The sequence below is a fragment of the Maribacter zhoushanensis genome, assembly GCF_029350975.1.
GTDB classification, from domain to species: Bacteria; Bacteroidota; Bacteroidia; order Flavobacteriales; family Flavobacteriaceae; genus Maribacter; species Maribacter zhoushanensis.
This window is the reverse complement of the sequence record NZ_JARKMR010000003.1, coordinates 133954-152819: the sequence shown is the minus strand read 5'-3', so window position 1 is coordinate 152819 and position 18866 is coordinate 133954. Positions and strand designations below refer to the sequence as shown.

Sequence of the window (18866 nt, the reverse complement as noted above, 5' to 3'; positions counted from 1 at the left end):
TAAAATTGATTATGAAAAAAGTTGAAATTTGCTGTATTATAGATGATGACCCCATATTCGTATATGGTACCAAAAGAATTATAAAGGAGGTAGATTTTGCAAATTCTGTTATCGTTTATAACAACGGACAAGAAGCTCTTGACGGACTCATGAAAACATGTATCGCCAACGAACCATTACCAGACGTCATATTTTTAGACCTTAATATGCCTATTTTGAACGGATGGGAATTTTTAGACGAGTTTAAAAACTGTAAAAGTCCAAGATCAAAAAAAATTGTAATTTACATTATTAGCTCTTCTGTAGATCCAAGAGACTTAGAACGGGTTAAAAATTATGACCAGGTCGACACCTATATTCTTAAACCTATTACCCCAGATGATTTAACTAAAATACTAGGAGCATTAGTAGAAAGTTAATACAAATAAATGCTCCTAAATTTTAAGAATACTTTTGTTGATAACAATAAGTGAAACTTATTATTATCAACAATTAGAAATCAATAAATTACATAACTTAGTCAATTGTAAATGATTACAGACTTAACAACCCAAAATCTTATCAAGATTTACTTTTGAAATAATTAAAAATGAGTATATTTTCTAGTTGTTGTATTATTGATGACGACGAATTTTTTTCAGTTAGTAGTAAGAATATTTTAAAGCATCATAACTTTAGTGATAACATTCTGTACTATACAGGTGGCCAAGAGGCGCTTGACGGACTTATTGGTTTGTTGGTTGAAAATATAAAATTACCAGATATCATCTTTCTAGACTTAAATATGCCCAATAGAGATGGCTGGTCTTTTCTAGAAGAATTTAAAGACCTTCCTGAAGATAAAATAAGTCACATTAAAATTTATATTACCAGCTCTTTTATTAGTCCTAAATACATGGAGAAAGCTAAAGATTATAATTTAGTCAAAGACTATATTGTAAAACCTTTGACAGAAAGTGCGGTCAAAAAAATTATAGATTCTAAGGATAAGATGTAATATTATCTAAAACCAGGAGTAAAATCTAACGGAGCATTTTGAGGCTGGTTAATAGTACCTTCACCCCCAGTATCGTTATAAATTAACCATTCAGCAGGATCAAAAACAGTATTATTAGAATTTATTTCTATTTTTCTAACGGCTCTACCATCTTCAAATTCATGGTTGGTATTACTACCATCTTCACCTATAACACCAAATATATCTACAACAGAATTAAAGGGATCTACTAGCACGATAGTATCGTCACCATTTGAATCTGCCGGTGAATTAGTTCCTACAGAGATATTGGAGTCAAAACCGTATATATTTTTAAACTCTTCTGCATTGGGTGAAATTATTAGAAACCCTTTGCCAGGTATTTCATAATTGGATAAATCTATACTTGAACTAACTTCAATATTGTCATTGGTATAGCGTTTCAATTTCCACCCTTTCAAAGACAGAGTCTCTTCTGATGTATTATAAAGTTCTACAAAACGTGCCCCTGCATTATTATCTGGATCGGCAATCTCGGATATTAAAATTGATGAAGACGTAAACTCATCGATTAAATTTTTACAGCGTTCTTGAGTAAATACAAGGTCATTTTTACTACTGAGAATTAATTGATATTGATTATTATCTTTAGTTAACAACCCAATAGCTGTACCCATTTTATCTGGTAGAATTTCTGATTGAAAATCTGCATAACCACTGTTTACCATAACCAATTCATTATCTAAACAATCTACAAGAGTACGTAATGTTTCCTCTTCCTTAACAGCAAAAGTTTCTCCTAGTTCTTCTTGTTTAATTTCCACATTGTTTAGTGTAATCAGGGTGTTCAACATAGAATCGTTTAATTCTGAGATTACACCCAAAGTAGGTTCTATGCCGCTATTTAATTCACAAGACATCCAAACATGATCAAAGACAACATTTTTAGGCAACCTACCAACACTACGATTACCAAAAGAGGTAAACACACCTCCAATTTTATACACATCATTAGATTTGCTTAAATACAATCCTTTTAATTTTATGATAATCTGCTGACCTACATCAAAGAACAAATGAGAATCTCTTAATTCCAATTCTATCTGCATACCATCAGAAGGATTGCTTGACTCATCTTGAAAATGTACAGTATTAAAAAAATTACCTTCTTTATCTGACGAAATCACATAACCTTTAACAAACAAATCTTCATGAATCTGCATGGTTTCTCCATTATACAAACTCTTTAATTCAGATATACTTATGAACGAAAATTCAGAATCCGAGCAAGCTAATTCAGGTGTATCAAATTCTCTGTTCTTCACGCATGAGAAAAGCATGATGACAATAGTCATTATCGCAATATATTTACTGACACTATTATTCATTTCAATTACTTGATTTTTAAAAACTAAAAGCAAAATTTAAAAAATAGGTTCTACCGAAACCATACCAATATTTAGGTGCAAAAGACGGGTTACCACTTAAATTATCTTGTCTTAACTGACCATAATTACCGTTTCTACTTTGCTCATAGCCCCCTGTTCTAAAAGTGGTATCAAAAACATTATTAATACTGGCAAATACACTTATATACTTTCCTTTTTTTAGCCATGATTTACCGCCAACCATATTTAATAAATAGAAATTATCAAGTGGTTTTTGTTCTAAAAGCTTCTGCACATTTTCATCTGTTGCATCAGTGAACCTTAATTGCGTCTCTGGATCTATAAGAAAACTCTGCGTTCTAGTTATTGTAGAAATATTAGCATAATTGTTCGCTAAATAGTTCGCAGAAGCACTTATCCACCAATATTTGGGATCTCTATATTCTATACCAGCTGCAATTGCTTTTTGCGGACCTTGCGCCAGCTTATACCCCTTAATGTTGGACTGACCTAAAAATTTAGAACCAGATATATCAATCAAATCTTCAGCTGCAGTGTCAAAATTAATGGTCACAAAAGGATTGCTAGCATATTCATGTTTTGCAACAGAGGTAACTAATGATAATTTAACCGCACTAGACAACTGATATTCTAAGCCTAATTCAATACCTAAATGCAATTTGTCTAAATCTGTGATTACTTCTTGCACAAAATCTGAACCTACCCCAGAATCAACAAAAAAGAAATTAACATCGGTGGTGTTTTGAAAGCGTGTATAAAACCCAGTAAATCTACCCGTCAATTTTGGCATTCTAAGAAAGTAGTTAGCGTCTACACTAGTTATGGTTTCGCTTTGCAAATTGGGTACAATAGTATTATTCTCCCTAGGATTAATAAATACATTTTGTAAAACTGGCGCTTTATTTATTAAGCCTGCATGAAGAGAAACCCAATGCCTACCCGTAATTGTATAAGATATTCCAGATTTTAACGACCAGTTAGAAAACTCGGCCTTTTCACTCTCTCCTATTGAGTTATCAATAAATCGCTCATTCTGAAACAAGCCTTTTCTTTGATAATTTACCACTTCATATTTACCGGAGACAAATGTTTTAACCTTATTATAATGTGCATTTATTTGAGTGTATATATCTGTATTACTTCCGGTTAAATCATAATGATAATTAAAAATTTCACCTTCTAATTTATCAACTTCAGTTGAAAGATTATTTAATGTTTCTGAAAACACATCAATATCTTTATGATACTCCGCTCCTAAAAGATCATCTATTCTAGCAAAGTTATTAGAGTATAGTTGGCGGTGAGTTAACCCTACATCTAATCTTAAATGATTATTAAAATTAATATTGGCCTTTGTTCTAACAGTTAATTGATTGTCTTTAGTAATATCATCATATAGTACATAAGCGGCTTCACCGTTTTGGCTTAAACTTGTATTCGCATTATATATGTTATTCCAATCAAATTGTGGATGTTCCAGAAAACCTTCCTCTGCCTGTATTGCACTTTCATAGTTAACCCCAATTGGTGAGTTTAAGTAAAAACTTGGTAGGTAGCGATAATATGTAGGATCTGGATTTGGAGCATTGTAATACCCTAACCGACTTCTTTTATATATACCTGTTTGATAACCAATACCAGCTTTAATTTGAAGGTTCTTAGATTCGTGATGGTAATTTAAAAGAAATAGTGGCTCACGAATATGTCTTTCTCTGGAGTTTCTAATTTTTCCGTTTTGAATACCTGCGTACGGATTATATCTATTTCCTTGTATCTCTTGCACCTCTTCTGTAATTGCAGACGAGCGCCCTCTTCTATTTGAGGCAACCATTGCAGTCGCCGAAAACGTATTCTTTTCATTCAACAAATACTCCATGGTACCGTAAACAGAATAAGAATCATATAAGGTGCCATTGATGTACCCTTCTTTTGCCCAGCGCCGAGAAGCAGAAATTAAATATGAGAATTTTTCATCCTTAACTCCAGAATTATAGGTTGCCATTAACCTACCACGATATGTTCTATTCGATACTGAAGATGATAATCTTGTACCAGGTCGTAAACCAGATGGTCTTAAATCTATATCTGTATTTCCTAAAACACCACCAAAAGTAAACTCAGATGCCTCTAAGCCATTTGCATATTGCTGATTTCTAATTACATCGTTTAACCCTCCCCAGTTGTTCCATTGCGGTCTGCCGTCATACATTTTATTCATGGGCAATCCATTAAGATGAACTTCGCCATATTGAGAATCATACCCTCTAACCCTAAAAAATGCCTGACCAAAATCGAACGCCGCCCTATTCAGAAAAATATCTTTTGTGGATTGTAATAAAGCCAGCGCATTAGAATTTATCTCATCATCTAATAATTCATCATCGGTTATATTAATCAAGTTTATAGATTTCTCTACGGTTATATCTCTATCTAAAAAGATAACTCCTAAATCAATATTACTTTCACTGAGATAAACTGGTATTCTCTTAGCGTTATAATCGGTGGAAGAGATTTGAAGTATAAATTCTCCCTTATTGAAAACGATAAGTTGAAATTCTCCTAATTCATTCGTTTTACTTGATATCGATGCGCCTTCTAAAACAACAGTTACATCTGTAATTACTTCACTTCTAACTTTTTCTTTAATTAGGCCAGATATTGTTATAGTACTTTGAGCATTAATGAAACATATTTTAATAAATAGTAATAAAAACAGGAGATGCTTAATCATTCTAAAACTTAAAGCTTTAATATTGAGCCATTAAGATAATATTTAAGAAATAATTAACGCGGAAATTCTGCATACTCACTGAAAATCAAGATAAAATACCCTTTATAATGCGAATATCATTTATCATCATACTATTTTTTCCTCTATTAACCTTTGCTCAAAAGGCTGACACCTATCAAATTAGAACAATTGCATTCTACAATCTTGAGAACTTATTCGACACAAAAAATGATTCTTTAATTTACGATAATGATAGAACTCCAGAAGGAAAAGATAATTGGACAGAAGAACGCTATTTGAAAAAAATAGAACATATGTCCAAAGTTATTTCTGAAATTGGTTCAGCGGATAACAAAACTGCACCAGACGTAGTTGGCGTTTGTGAAGTAGAAAACTTAAACGTACTTGAAGATTTAATACACCATGAAAACCTGTCAAAATACAACTACGGAATTATACATTTTGATTCACCTGATGAAAGAGGTATTGATGTTGCCTTATTATATAAGAAAAATGCATTTGTTCCTGTAAATTTTAATAGCCATAGATTACTACTTTTTAACTTAGAAGGAAAACGAGATTACACAAGAGACCAGCTTATAGTTGAAGGATTATTAGATAATGAAAAGATATACTTTATGGTAAATCATTGGCCCTCTAGAAGTGGAGGCGAAGCCAGAAGTAGACCTTTTAGATTAGAGGCTGCAAAACTAAATAAGCGTATTATAGATTCTGTTCAAAGACAAAACGCTAAAGCTAAGATTATAAGCATGGGAGATTTTAACGATGATCCCATAGACCCTAGTTTTAAAAAAATATTACAAGTTGAAAAAAATTATAACAATTTGGACTCTTTAAGTCTTTACGGACCTATGGAAAAACTTTACAAAAAAGGAAGAGGTTCTTTAGCCTATAGAGACAAGTGGAATTTATTTGACCAACTTTATATGACATCAACTCTTATAAATAAAGAAAGAGAAAGTTATAGCTACTGGAAGGTTGGTATTTTCTCCCCTTCTTATTTAATGGACCCAAAAGGTAAATATAAAGGTTACCCGTTGCGGACTTACGCAGGCGGAAGTTATGTTGGTGGATACAGCGACCACCTCCCTGTCTATTTACACCTTATAAAAAAACAAAATTAAATAACGAACCAACTATTAATTTGGCTCGTTATTTTTTGTGAACTGTTATTTAATTAAACCATTGCCCCCAAGGAATTCTACTTAGAATAAGAAGTAAACCTATGGTGTAAAAAATAGCAATGCTCTTAAATTTTTTAGCTCCCTCAACAAACTTCTTATGTCTTGACCAACCAATGGTTATTGATGCAATTGCTAATATATTAATGAAAGGATGCTCAACTGCCAATAATCGTGCGGCAGAAGTTAAACCACCCATACCAAATTCTTGTATTGCGCTTAATCCGCTTGGTGAAACAAAGTATAAAATTAACCCTACCAATAATTGAATATGGCATAGAATAAGTGCAAAAAGACTTAATCTAAGGTCTTTTCCCATATTAAAGATTCGCTTACCTACAAGCCCTGTAATAGCATTAATAACTGCTAATATCAATATAGCCAATGCAATATAAGCCAAGTATGAATGTAGCATCTGAATAGTTTCGTACATAGTTCTAATTTTAAGTTTTAAATGTACTGAATTTTGAGCATAAAAAAACCCTGACCTCGCAGTCAGGGTTTAATATTTATTGTAATTAAATACTTAGAAACTGTAACGAGCGCTTACGTTGAAAGTTCTTCCAAAACCAAAGAATACTTTGTTATCAGTTGAAATTCCTTCATAAGTAGCACCATTACCTTCTGCAAACGTGTTTGTTAAAGATTCAGCAATATACTCTGTATCAAAAAGGTTGTTTACGTTAGCAGCAATACTTAGTTTGTTGCTTCCTCCAAAACCAAAAGTATAATATGCACCTAAGTCAAAAAGCGTATAACTTGGTAAACGTAATGAACCTTGGTTATCAGCAGAATCAAAATCCTCAGCATTTAAGAATGCATATAATCTTGATGCATTGTAAAGGTTTGCGCTAATCTTAAGATCTTCAATAGGTCTAATGATCATTTCTAAGTTCGTTGTGAACTGAGCAGCATCACCTACCTTTACACCATCTAAAAACAACGTAACATCTGGATCAATAACATTTCTGTCATCATCTAAAGCTTGACCAGTTGCATTACCTGCATATTCCCAATCACCTAAAGATAACATACCTCTAAACTGTACAACATCTGATGCACGGTAGTCAGCTTCAATTTCAATACCTTGGTGAATTTGCTCTACACCGTTAATGTTTGCATTACCTTCATCACCTGTTGGAGTTTCAACACCAATACTAACGAATCTATCTTTCCAAGTTGTTCTATAAATGTTAACCTTTGCTCTAAAATCACCAAGATTAAGACCATAACCCATTTCTAAACCTAAAACTTTCTCATTAGTCAAATCTGGATTCAACTCATTTACAAAGTTGATATAAACAGCATCGAACTGAGGTTGTTTTGAATAATAACCAGCGTTAACGAAAACGTTGTTCGCTTCGTTTAAGTTGAAGTTAGCACCACCCTTAATGTTACCACCTAAGATGTTTTCCCAATCTGTTTCTTGTAAAGGATCAGAATCTAAATAGTTAAAATAATCTATTCTCTTAAATCCTTGATTAGAAATACCACCTTGAGCAAAAGCAGATACTACACCATCAGTATACTCTACTTGACCGAATGCACCTGTCCATCTTACAAGACCATCATTGTAATAATCAATTTTTTCTTCATCGTCAATACTCTTAAATACGTTTACAATAGAACTAAAATCAGAATCAATTACATCACTTTCACGAATTACATGAGTTGGATCGTTAATATCATCATCATCTAAATAACCATCTGCACCTAGCAAGTTATCCATTCTTCTGTAGTGTATACCTTTGTAACTTCTTAAGTCAACACCAACATCATAGCTCCATTTTTCATTGATTTGTGTATTTAAGTTTGCAATAACACCGAACCAGTTATGTGAATTAATAGATGCTCTTCTAGCTAAACCATCTCCGAAACCAGTAGTAATATATTCACCATCACCGTTTGGTGATAATTGGTACTCGTTACCATCATAAAATGTAACCGCTTCACCACCGTTAAAACGAGATATTAAATCGTAATCAACTTGTCCTGTTTCTGGTATTCTATACCTGCTAGAACTAGCAAAGCCAAAGTTTGGTCCAGAACCAATATCACCTGTACCACCACCACGACCAAAAGATGCGTAAGCAGAAGTTGATAATGTAGATTTTTCAGATGCCTTCCATTCCCAAGTTAATGAAGTAATAGGCTTGTGATAGAAGTTTCTTCTCCAACCAAATTCTTCACCATTTAAAGTACCACCGTTGTAATTGTATTTAGCACCGTATTCTAAATGATCAGCTAAAGTTGCCACATTAAAGAAACTTGATGTTCTTTGGTTGTGAACTTGTGGAGCACCTGTTAATACGAATTGAAAATTATGCTTTTCATTAGGCTCGTAACCTAAACCAATAAAATAGTTGTAACCTTCAAATTCTGTTCCTTGAATGTAACCATCACCAGCAGTTCTACCTAATAAAATAGATGCAGCAAAACCTTTATCAGATTTTCCAGTATTGTATGCTACAGTAGTTTTTAAGTAGCCATCATTACCACCACCTAAAGTTACAGCACCACCTTCTTCTTTTTCAGTAGATTTTGTTATAACATTAATAGTACCACCTACAGAAGATATTGCCAATTTAGAAGAACCTAAACCTCTTTGTACCTGCATAGCAGTAGTTACATCTCCTAAACCAGACCAGTTACTCCAGAATACACGACCATTTTCCATATCGTTCACAGGTATACCGTTTACCATTACAGCAGTGTTTCTAGAATCAAAACCTCTTACATTAACTCTACCATCACCAAAACCACCACCTGTTTTAGTAGCATATATTGAAGGAGTAGATTTAAGTATCTCAGGCAATTCTTGAGAACCTAATTTCTCTTGTATTTCAGCAGCTCTAATAGTTGAAACGGCAACAGGAGTTTCTCTATCCTTTGCTATATCTAAAATTCCAGTTACAACAACACCTTCTAATTCCTCTGCATTAGGTTCCAATACTATTGAACCAATACTACCAGTTGAAGTGAAAGCTACTTGTTTTGAGTTAAAACCGATGTAAGAAACTACTAAAGTTCCTGAGTCAGCACTTGCATTAATTGTAAAATTTCCATCAAAATCAGTTGATGTTCCATTAGTTGTACCTTTTACCATTACTGTAGCACCTGGCAACGGAGTGTTAGTGTCGCCATCTAATACAGTACCTGTAATTGGTCCTTGTGAAAAAGCAGTCACGGTCATTAAAAATGCCGCTAATGCAAAATACATTTTTTTCATTTTCTTCGAGTATTTGTTAGTTATTTTAACTTGCTGCAAAAGTCTTATATTTTAAAACCTCCAACGTTAAGACAACGTTAAATCAGCATTTCAAAAATACCCAAAAACTTCACATAATTTACTTGGAAATGAAATAGTTATCCTTTTTAAATAATCTTTATTGGATTTAAGATTATTTCTTAAAATATTGCAAAAGTCGCAATGTTGAGCTATCGTGATCAGAAATATCTGAATTGTTAATATCGTCAAGAATAGTCCCAGCCAACTGTTTTCCTAATTCTACCCCCCACTGATCGTAACTAAATATGTTCCAAATGACACCTTGAACAAAAATCTTATGCTCGTAAAGCGCTATCAAAGCTCCTAAACTTTTAGGTGATAACTTATTTATTAATATGGTATTGGTTGGCTTATTACCTGCAAATACTTTAAAGGGAGCTAATTTATCAATATCAGTTTGTGACAGATTTTTTTCTTTTAACTCTGCAACTACTTCTTCTTTAGTTTTACCGTTCATTAGAGCCTCTGTCTGCGCAAAATAGTTTGCCATCAACTTGTCATGGTGATCCTTATCTCCATGCAAAGAATGTTTAAAGCCTATAAAATCTGTAGGTATTAATTTAGTTCCCTGATGTATCAATTGGAAAAAGGCATGTTGAGAATTGGTGCCTGGCTCGCCCCAAATTATAGTACCCGTTTCATAACTAACAGTATTACCTGCTCTATCTACACTTTTACCATTACTCTCCATAATACCCTGCTGTAAATAGGCAGAGAATCTACTTAAATATTGTGCGTAAGGAATTATAGCTTCTGTTTCAGCACCATAAAAATTATTGTACCAAACACTTATCAATGCCATAATAACCGGAATGTTCTCTGAAAAATCAGTTTCCTTAAAATGCACGTCTGTTTCATTGGCTCCATCTAATAAAGCATCGAAGTTGTCATAACCAACCGCCAATGCAATTGTTAAACCAACCGCACTCCATAATGAGAATCTTCCACCAACCCAATCCCACATAGGGAATACGTTTGCGGCGTCAATACCAAACTCAGCTATTTTTTCACTATTAGTTGATACCGCTGCAAAATGCTTTGCAATATCTTCTTGTGTTCCATGATTTAAAAACCACTTCTTTATAGTAGTAGCATTACTTAAAGTTTCTTGTGTTGTAAAGGTCTTAGAAACCACCACAAATAAAGTTGTCTCAGGATCTAACGTTTTTAAAATTTCATGAACATGATCACCATCAACATTACTAACAAAATGAATAGACAAATGATTCTTATAAAACTTTAATGCTTCGGTTACCATTGCCGGACCTAAATCTGAACCACCAATACCAATATTTACCACATCTGTAAAAGCCTTACCCGTATAACCTTTTAAATCTCCGTTAATTACCGAATCTGTAAATTCTTTTATATGTTTTTTTACTTCATAGATTTCTGGCATTACATTTTCACCGTCAACCAAAACCTCATCATCTTCTTTACCACGCAATGCCGTGTGTAGCACAGCCCTACCTTCAGTCTCATTAATTAAATCTCCACCAAAATAATCTTTGATAGCTCCTTTTAAATTCACCTCATCAGCCAACTTAAGCAGTAATTGCATGGTCTCTTCAGAAATTCTGTTCTTTGAATAATCGAACAAGAAATCATTCCATTGCAGCGTAAATTTTTCAGCTCTTTTTGCATCCGAAGAAAACAAACTTCTAAGATGTTCTCCCTTTGTAGCTTCATAATGCGCCGTTAATTCTTTCCAAATATCGGTTTGCTGTGGGTTTATTTTATTTAGTGCCATTTTCTTGATTAAGTGTTAGTAAATCCTCGTCTTCTTCTTCAATTAAAACTTTAGGATAGATTATACAATCTAACTGTTCTTTATATGTTGAGATATATGCAAAATATTCTTCTTTAAGCGAATCATGTAATGGTTCTGCTTGTGGCAATTCTTCTTTTAATGGATCAACTTGCTTTCCATTTTTCCAAAAACGATAGCATACGTGTGGCCCTCCGGTATTACCAGTCATACCAACCCAACCAATTACATCTCCTTGACGCACAAACTCACCCTTTTTCACCTTTTGGGCTTTCATATGTAAATATTGGGTAGAATACGTACCGTTATGCCTAATTTTTACATATTTACCATTACCGCCTCTTCGTGTAGATTCTACCACCGTACCATCTGCCGTAGCCATTATTGGTGTTCCAATAGGGGCAGCATAATCAGTACCCTTATGTGGGCGTAATTTATAACCGTAGTATTTTATTCTTCTCTTAAGATTATACCTTGAAGATAATCTACCATATTCAACGGGCATTCTTAAAAAAGTTCTTCTTAGATTATTTGCATTTTCATCAAAATAATCGACCAAACTTTTTAACGAATCATTTTCATAGGCAAAGGCATAAATAGGTTTGCCATTATGCTCAAAAAATGCAGCTTCGATCGGTTCGGCACCTGCATATACCGTATCATTTATAAACTTCTCATTATAGATGATCTTGAACTTATCGTTCTTTTGTAATCTTGAAAAATCTATTGTCCACGCATATACATTTGCCAGGTTGTGCGTAACATTATAATCTACGCCCTGTTCTAATATAGCTTCGGACAAACTAGATTCTATAACCCCCGAAACTTCTCGTTGAACAAACTTAACCTTGTTCTTATCCCTGTAGACTTTTACGCTATCCCGCAAATCTATTACGGTATAGTTTATTGGATCGTTCTCGTAAATAAACACCTGAGCTTGCGCAGTAGTATCTTTAGATTGTAAAATAGCATATGGCCTGCCCACGCGTATTTTACGTACATCAAAACTATCCTTAAAATTTTCCGAAATAGCTAAAACTTTTGGATAATCTACTTTATTATCCTGCATTAATTCACCAAAACTATCCCCATACCTTACAGTATCTAACTTAACGTTAAATTCATCTAAATTGAAACCAAATCTCTCATTGACTTCAGGTGCTTCTATAACCTTGAGATTTTGAGCTATATCCTTCTTCTCACTACCGGCGTCCTTGCATGATGCAATTACTGTCAATGCCAATAATACCCCCCAATATTTCTGCATTATTCTACTCTTGATTTATCTGGATTCAACATATGGTCTACCCACTGTTTACCCCAATTATTTAATTCCTGTTCTGTATACAATTCTGGAAAGAATACAATTTTTTGAAAACTAGGCGGCAGGTATTCTTTCCAATTGGTACCACCTGTTGCCTCTATATCACCGGTTTCTTTTCTTAAATATCTATGAGCCGAACCCATGTGCATCAATTGCCAATTTATATTAGCATTTACATCTAAAGTCTTTAACGCCTCCACTAATACCGCATCTTCTCTATGCTCTATGGGCAAACTTAAGTATTTATGATATATTGTAGTATTCTCTACCTGTTTTGCTATTCTTATCAGCCTGGGCGTATAACGATATTCAAACTGTTTCAATGTCAATGTTTTTTCGCCCGTTTCTTTATCTGTAGCACCCTTTTTCCAATAAATGTGTTCGTATAACTCTTCGATCGTAGATTCTGATGAGAATTGAGCCCTTTCCGATACATGAACCAAATTTTCTAAGGGCGTGGCATAAAGCTCGATCATTCTAAACTGTGCAGACTGAAAACCACTGGCAGGCAACAATGCCATACGGTATTGCAAAAACTGCTCTCGCTCCATACCTTTGATCATTACACTAAATGAAGATATTAGAACTTTATAGTAACTATTTATTCTTCTGACCTTTTCTATAAAAAAATCTAAATTGTCACTTTTATCATCTACCAATTGCTTTTGCTCGTGCAAAATCAATTTAAAGTATAATTCGGTAATTTGATGGTACATGATGAATATTTCTTCATCAGGAAAATGAGTTCTTGGTACTTGTAGACTTAATAGGGTGTCTAAATGTATATAGTCCCAATAGGTAAGATAACGCTGGTGCAATAGACCATCTAAATAAGAGCTAAGATCTTGCCCTGAATCTTTATATTTTTCTTCTAGTTTAGATATTTGGGATTTGATCTTCTCTCTATCTTCCATTTAGGGTCTAATCCATTATAATTTTAAACTGATGCTTAAGACCATTATACCCATCAATATCTGCTTTTATAGCACCTACGGCTAAATCTGCTTTAATTCTAATTGGAATTCGATTGTCATCGTTCGAAACCCATAATGATAAACTTTCTTGCTCTTTAAATACACGCCCCGATTGTACCAAAGGCCTAAATTTTAAGCATTCTACTTTACCATATTTTGTATTTAAAACCTCTAAACCTAAATACTTAAGTTTAAAATTGAAAATACCGTCATCGTCATAAAGCATTTTCAGGGTAATTGCTTTTCCTACTTCAAGGTCTTCTGTTTTATAGTTGTTCCTCAAATAATAAAAAGCGGATATTAGATCCTGTATATTGTTCTCTAATGTAAAATTAAGCTTTTTCTTGTTTTTCTTATCATTAAGTTCTGCATTAGATGCATTATGGTCAAAGTTTATCTCTACATCTTTTTTATAACCCCCTTCGTTAATTTTACGAACAAACTTATATGGCTTACCATCTTGCTTGTCAAAATAACTTTCATAGGTATCATCTACTTTAAAAAACCAACTGGCCACACCGGTAGTTTCACCATGGCCCACTACATGGTAGACAGACTTATTGTTTAAAGTGGTTGAATTAACTTGCAGTGTAGCATAGCTTGCATTTAAAAAACCGTAATGCATTCTAAACTTCAACCATTCTCCTGTCTTAAAAGCTGACTTAGTATTTTGACCTTGTACACCAAAATATGTTAAGACCAGGGCAAGTAAAAAATATTTTTTCATAGTCAGTAGTTTATTGTAAAAATAGTAATAGATAGCTCTCTATAACTTTCGTTACAATATCTTAAACAAAATTTATTCCAAAGTATTGTTGTATAAAAAAAGCCCAGCTTAAAAACTGGGCTTTTCCTAAATAACCAACCAAACTTTAAATTATGAAAAACCACTACTTAAAGTTGTAAGGGAACCACCCCTTAGCTGATGTAAATTTAAGGCACATTATTCTACCAGTACTACTGTTTAACTTACTTTAAGGATAACCTTAACAGTTATTCACACTTCCTATTAATAATTGGGAAACTATTAAGAAATATAGACTAATTATGACCCTTTACCACGGTAGTTTTAAACAAGAAAAACTAGAACCAATAACCAATGCTTACAAAAAATTGAGATTTGTCAATTTCTGGTGTCCAAGAGTACATAAGGTTTACCGGACCCAAAAAAGATTCTAAGCCATACCCTATTCCATAACCAGAATATGTAGGTGCTTTGAACCAATCTCCCGTTCTAAAAAGATCATCGTCTACATTGGCAAAATTTGCACTGAACAGCACATGGTTCTTCTGTACAAATTCATAATCTAACCTAGCATATGCTTTTACAAAACTGTTTCCTGGCAGACTAATAAAGTCATACCCTACAAATGGCACAAAGTTATTTATGAAGTCAGTACCATAACCACCAAGAAGAAAATCGAACGAAGTTACATTTGAGGTACCTAATTTAAAACCACCTTCTGTTTCAATATTTATAGACAACTTATTGATTATTGGCATTGCCATGCCAATACGAGCTTTAGACACTGAAAAATCTTTAAAATTATTATTGAAATCTGACGAAAGCACATAATAATGCATATCACCATCAAAATATAAACCTCTTGAAGGAAAATATTTATCGTCATAAGTATCTAGTTTTAATGACCCGAAAGCGCTGATATAATTACTTCGCTCAAAATAGGTTCTACCATTACTAGATGTTGTGCCGGGCGTTGTAACATCTGGAGTGTCACCAAATGTTCTTGTACTATATTGTAAATGCTTGAACTCGCCACCAAGGGTAAACGCAAACTCCTCTTTAACTACCGTTTGTATATACAGTTGATTGGTAAAGTCAGATACATTCAAGTTAATTCTATTGAGCGCCGTTCCTGTACCAACTTCAAAATTACCCTCTATTAATTCAAAGTCAATTTCTTGCTCAAAATCACTAAATCTAGAATTAATGCCAAAACTCCAATAAGTACCTTTATCCAAGTAGTATTCAAAATTATATCTGATATTATCCCCTAATATAAAATCAAAAGAGGCTACATCATCTTTTGACAATATTCTCTTCTTTGTAATATTTATAAGTGCAGCACTTTTATATAAATCATCAAAATGAGCACCTAATCGTAAAAAAGACGTGTTTTTAGTTTCATCAAGTGGAAGAATTAAGTCTTCACCACCATTCATATTATCCAACAACTTATACTTAATAGTTCTAAAATTACCCGTTGCAGATAAATTACTGATACCCTGTTGAAGCCTTTCAAAATTCGTAGGTTCATCAAGACTGAATCTTAATTTACCTTTTACATAGCCTCTGGTGTGATCGGTATTACCGTCTATCAACAACCTATTAATGGTCAATTTATCATCTGCACCTATAATAGAAATTGAATTTTCACTTTTTCTATAATCAGTAGCCAGTTCTTTAAGTTCTTCCTTTTTTAAATTTGCAGCAACTTCCCCTGTTTTAACAATCTCGTCCAGTCTATTAAAATCTATTACCGAATATTCCTCTATATGCGGTTTTATATAGATATCCGTCTTTTTAGACTTCACTTCCATATCCGCAACCGTTCTATAGTTATTGATCTGCAATAAAATTTCTGTGGCAGATAACAATGCATCTCGATCAGATAAATCATGTTGTACATCTACACCGATAATAATGTCAGCCCCCATTGCCCTAACTTCATCTATTGGATAATTATTAACTACGCCCCCATCTATTAAGACTCTATCATTAATAACAGTAGGCTCAAATAATGACGGCAAGGTTCCACTAGCTAAAATAGCCTCTGGCAAGTACCCTGAATTTAAGATTACCTGTTTACCTGTCTCTATATCAGTTGCAATACATACAAACGGGGTAGGTAGCTTATTAAAATCGTTAATATCTTTTACATGGTATAAGAGCCTAACAAATTCATTATAAATATTCTGACCTCCAGAAATTGCAGGAGGCACCGTTACCTTAAAATTCTTAAAAGGTAATGTTAATGCATATCGTTCAGAATCTTCTTTTTCATAAAAGGTTTTAGCACTTCTTGGTAGATTATCCTGAATTAACGATCCTATATTGGTTACTTTGAATAGAGAATCTAGCTCATTAGCAGTGTAACCTGCAGCATACAACGCGCCTACTATTGCCCCCATACTTGAGCCACCAATATAATCGATTTTGACACCTGCTTCTTCAATTACTTTTAACGCACCAATATGTGCCATGCCCTTTGCACCGCCACCGCTTAACACCAAGCCAATTTTAGGTTTATTTTGTTCACCTATATTTTGAGCAATCAAAGAACCGGTACTCACTAAAAGCACCGCTAATACCATTGGTATTTTTTTGAAATTATTCTTTACGAAAAGATTCATATATCTTTTTTGCTTTTGAAGCTCCCACTTCTTGACTTAAACTTTCTACCGAAGCTTCTTTAATACGTTTTACCGATTTAAATTTCTTCAATAGTTGTTGTGCCGTTTTTTCACCAACACCATCAATTCCTTCTAATTCAGAATTAATTGCTCCTTTACTTCTTTTATTTCTGTGAAATGTAATCCCAAACCTATGGGCTTCATTCCGTAAATATTGAATTATTTTAAGACTTTCAGATTTTTTGTCCAAATATAAAGGTATAGGGTCTTCTGGAAAGTATATTTCCTCTAACCTCTTTGCTATACCTACAATAGCAATTTTACCTCTCAATCCTAAAAGATCCAAACTTTTTAAAGCCGATGATAATTGACCTTTACCACCATCAATAACAATTAATTGCGGTAATGGCTGTAGTTCTTCTTGCAATCTTTTATACCTACGATACACCACTTCTTCCATTGACGCAAAATCATCTGGACCGGTAACCGTCTTTATATTATAATGTCTATACTCTTTTTTTGAAGGCTTACCATCTCTAAATACTACACATGCCGCTACAGGATTACTACCCTGTATATTACTGTTATCAAAACACTCAATATGTCTAGGTTCGGCAGATAAACGAATATCTTTTTTCATTTGCGCCATTATCCTATTTGTATGGCGATCTGGATCAATAATCTTAATTTGATTAAAACGTTCTTGCCTAAAGAACTTAGCATTTCGTTCAGACAAATCAAGAATTCTCTTTTTATCTCCCAACTTAGGCACCGTAACTTTCAAGCCTGGTGATACGGCAATATTAAAAGGCACATAAAGTTCTTTTGAATCTGACTTAAACCTATCTCTAATTTCCACAATAGCAAGCTCAAGCAAATCTTCATCTTTCTCTTCAAGTTTTTTCTTGATCTCCATAGTATGAGACCTTATAATTGAACCATGTGCCAACTGAAGAAAATTTACATAGGCAAAAGCATTATCAGATATTATACTGAACACATCAACATTACTGATCTTAGGGTTTACAATAGTTGATTTAACCTGGTAATTCTCTAAAACATCTATTTTATCCTTTATTTCTTGAGCTTCTTCAAACTTCATTTCTTCTGCCAATGCTTTCATTTGACTTTTGAAATAAGTAATCGAAGACTTGAAATTACCCTTTACTATTTCACGTATGTCATCTATTTGCCTATCATATTCCGTTATAGATTGATAGCCCTCACAAGGTCCTTTGCAATTACCTAAATGATATTCTAAGCACACTTTATATTTACCCGCATTAATTTTCTCTGCAGACAAATCATAATTACAGGTTCTCAACGGGTAAACACTCTTAATTAAATCTAACAGCACACGTACCGTTTTCATACTGGTGTATGGACCAAAATATTCTGATCCATCCTTAATTACCCTTCTCGTAGGAAACAATCTTGGAAACCTTTCATTCTTTAAGCATAACCAAGGATAAGATTTATCATCCTTCAATAATACGTTATACCGAGGCCTTAATTCCTTTATCAAGTTATTCTCTAACAAAAGAGCATCTGACTCTGTAGGTACCACTATATGCTTTATAGAACGAATCTTTTTAACTAAAACCCGTGTTTTACCATATTCATGATTTTTATTGAAATACGATGAAACACGTTTTTTTAAATTCTTTGCCTTACCTACATATAGTATACCGTCATCACTATCATAAAATTGATACACCCCCGGACTGGTAGGCAATGCGCTTAATTGTATTTTAATGGGAATTTCTGTCATAATTTAATACTACTAAATTAGTCTATTAATGCCATTTTAAAATACGT

The 18866-nt window shown here is 33.5% G+C and carries 13 protein-coding genes; 3 read left to right on the top strand and 10 right to left on the bottom strand.

Going from position 1 to position 18866, the window contains the following annotated elements; all coding sequences use genetic code 11:
* Window positions 1-11: 11 nt before the first annotated feature.
* On the top strand, window positions 12-419 hold the full coding sequence (locus tag PXD56_RS11105) for a response regulator (RefSeq protein ID WP_276493416.1): 408 nt from the start codon (window positions 12-14) through the stop codon (window positions 417-419).
* A 170-nt stretch (window positions 420-589) separates the two neighbouring features.
* Window positions 590-997 carry a response regulator gene (locus tag PXD56_RS11100; RefSeq protein WP_276493415.1) on the top strand — a complete coding sequence of 136 codons (408 nt, stop codon included), beginning with the start codon at window positions 590-592 and terminating at the stop codon, window positions 995-997.
* Window positions 998-999: 2 nt separating this feature from the next.
* On the opposite strand, the gene PXD56_RS11095 is transcribed toward PXD56_RS11100, so the two are convergent.
* Together PXD56_RS11095 and PXD56_RS11090 are read right to left on the bottom strand one after the other, a co-directional pair.
* Window positions 1000-2364, bottom strand: coding sequence for a DUF5689 domain-containing protein (locus tag PXD56_RS11095; RefSeq protein ID WP_276493414.1), 1365 nt, complete (start codon window positions 2362-2364; stop codon window positions 1000-1002).
* Between the two features lie 16 nt (window positions 2365-2380).
* Entirely contained in the window at window positions 2381-5116 is a 2736-nt protein-coding gene (locus PXD56_RS11090; protein WP_276493412.1) for a TonB-dependent receptor, read from the bottom strand.
* A 107-nt stretch (window positions 5117-5223) separates the two neighbouring features.
* Between PXD56_RS11090 and PXD56_RS11085 the strand changes: the two genes are divergently transcribed.
* On the top strand, window positions 5224-6261 hold the full coding sequence (locus PXD56_RS11085) for an endonuclease/exonuclease/phosphatase family protein (RefSeq protein ID WP_276493411.1): 1038 nt from the start codon (window positions 5224-5226) through the stop codon (window positions 6259-6261).
* Between the two features lie 49 nt (window positions 6262-6310).
* Here PXD56_RS11085 and PXD56_RS11080 read toward each other — a convergent pair whose 3' ends face one another.
* From PXD56_RS11080 to uvrC, 8 genes are all read right to left on the bottom strand, one after another.
* Window positions 6311-6751: a hypothetical protein gene (locus PXD56_RS11080; protein WP_276493410.1), complete on the bottom strand. Its 441-nt coding sequence runs from the start codon at window positions 6749-6751 to the stop codon at window positions 6311-6313.
* Window positions 6752-6844: 93 nt separating this feature from the next.
* Window positions 6845-9547, bottom strand: coding sequence for a TonB-dependent receptor (locus PXD56_RS11075; RefSeq protein ID WP_276493409.1), 2703 nt, complete (start codon window positions 9545-9547; stop codon window positions 6845-6847).
* Window positions 9548-9719: 172 nt separating this feature from the next.
* Window positions 9720-11357, bottom strand: coding sequence for a glucose-6-phosphate isomerase (gene pgi, locus PXD56_RS11070; protein WP_276493408.1), 1638 nt, complete (start codon window positions 11355-11357; stop codon window positions 9720-9722).
* Window positions 11344-12642 carry a peptidoglycan DD-metalloendopeptidase family protein gene (locus PXD56_RS11065; protein WP_276493407.1) on the bottom strand — a complete coding sequence of 433 codons (1299 nt, stop codon included), beginning with the start codon at window positions 12640-12642 and terminating at the stop codon, window positions 11344-11346. The genes pgi and PXD56_RS11065 overlap by 14 nt, the downstream gene beginning before the upstream one ends.
* Window positions 12642-13613, bottom strand: coding sequence for a tryptophan 2,3-dioxygenase family protein (locus PXD56_RS11060; protein WP_276493406.1), 972 nt, complete (start codon window positions 13611-13613; stop codon window positions 12642-12644). The genes PXD56_RS11065 and PXD56_RS11060 overlap by 1 nt, the downstream gene beginning before the upstream one ends.
* Before the next feature lie 7 nt (window positions 13614-13620).
* Entirely contained in the window at window positions 13621-14400 is a 780-nt protein-coding gene (locus tag PXD56_RS11055) for a DUF3108 domain-containing protein (RefSeq protein ID WP_276493405.1), read from the bottom strand.
* 356 nt (window positions 14401-14756) lie between these two features.
* Entirely contained in the window at window positions 14757-17048 is a 2292-nt protein-coding gene (locus PXD56_RS11050; protein ID WP_276493404.1) for a patatin-like phospholipase family protein, read from the bottom strand.
* Window positions 17026-18819, bottom strand: a complete 1794-nt coding sequence (uvrC, locus tag PXD56_RS11045; protein WP_276493403.1) for an excinuclease ABC subunit UvrC — start codon at window positions 18817-18819, stop codon at window positions 17026-17028. The genes PXD56_RS11050 and uvrC overlap by 23 nt, the downstream gene beginning before the upstream one ends.
* Between the last annotated feature and the right edge of the window lie 47 nt (window positions 18820-18866).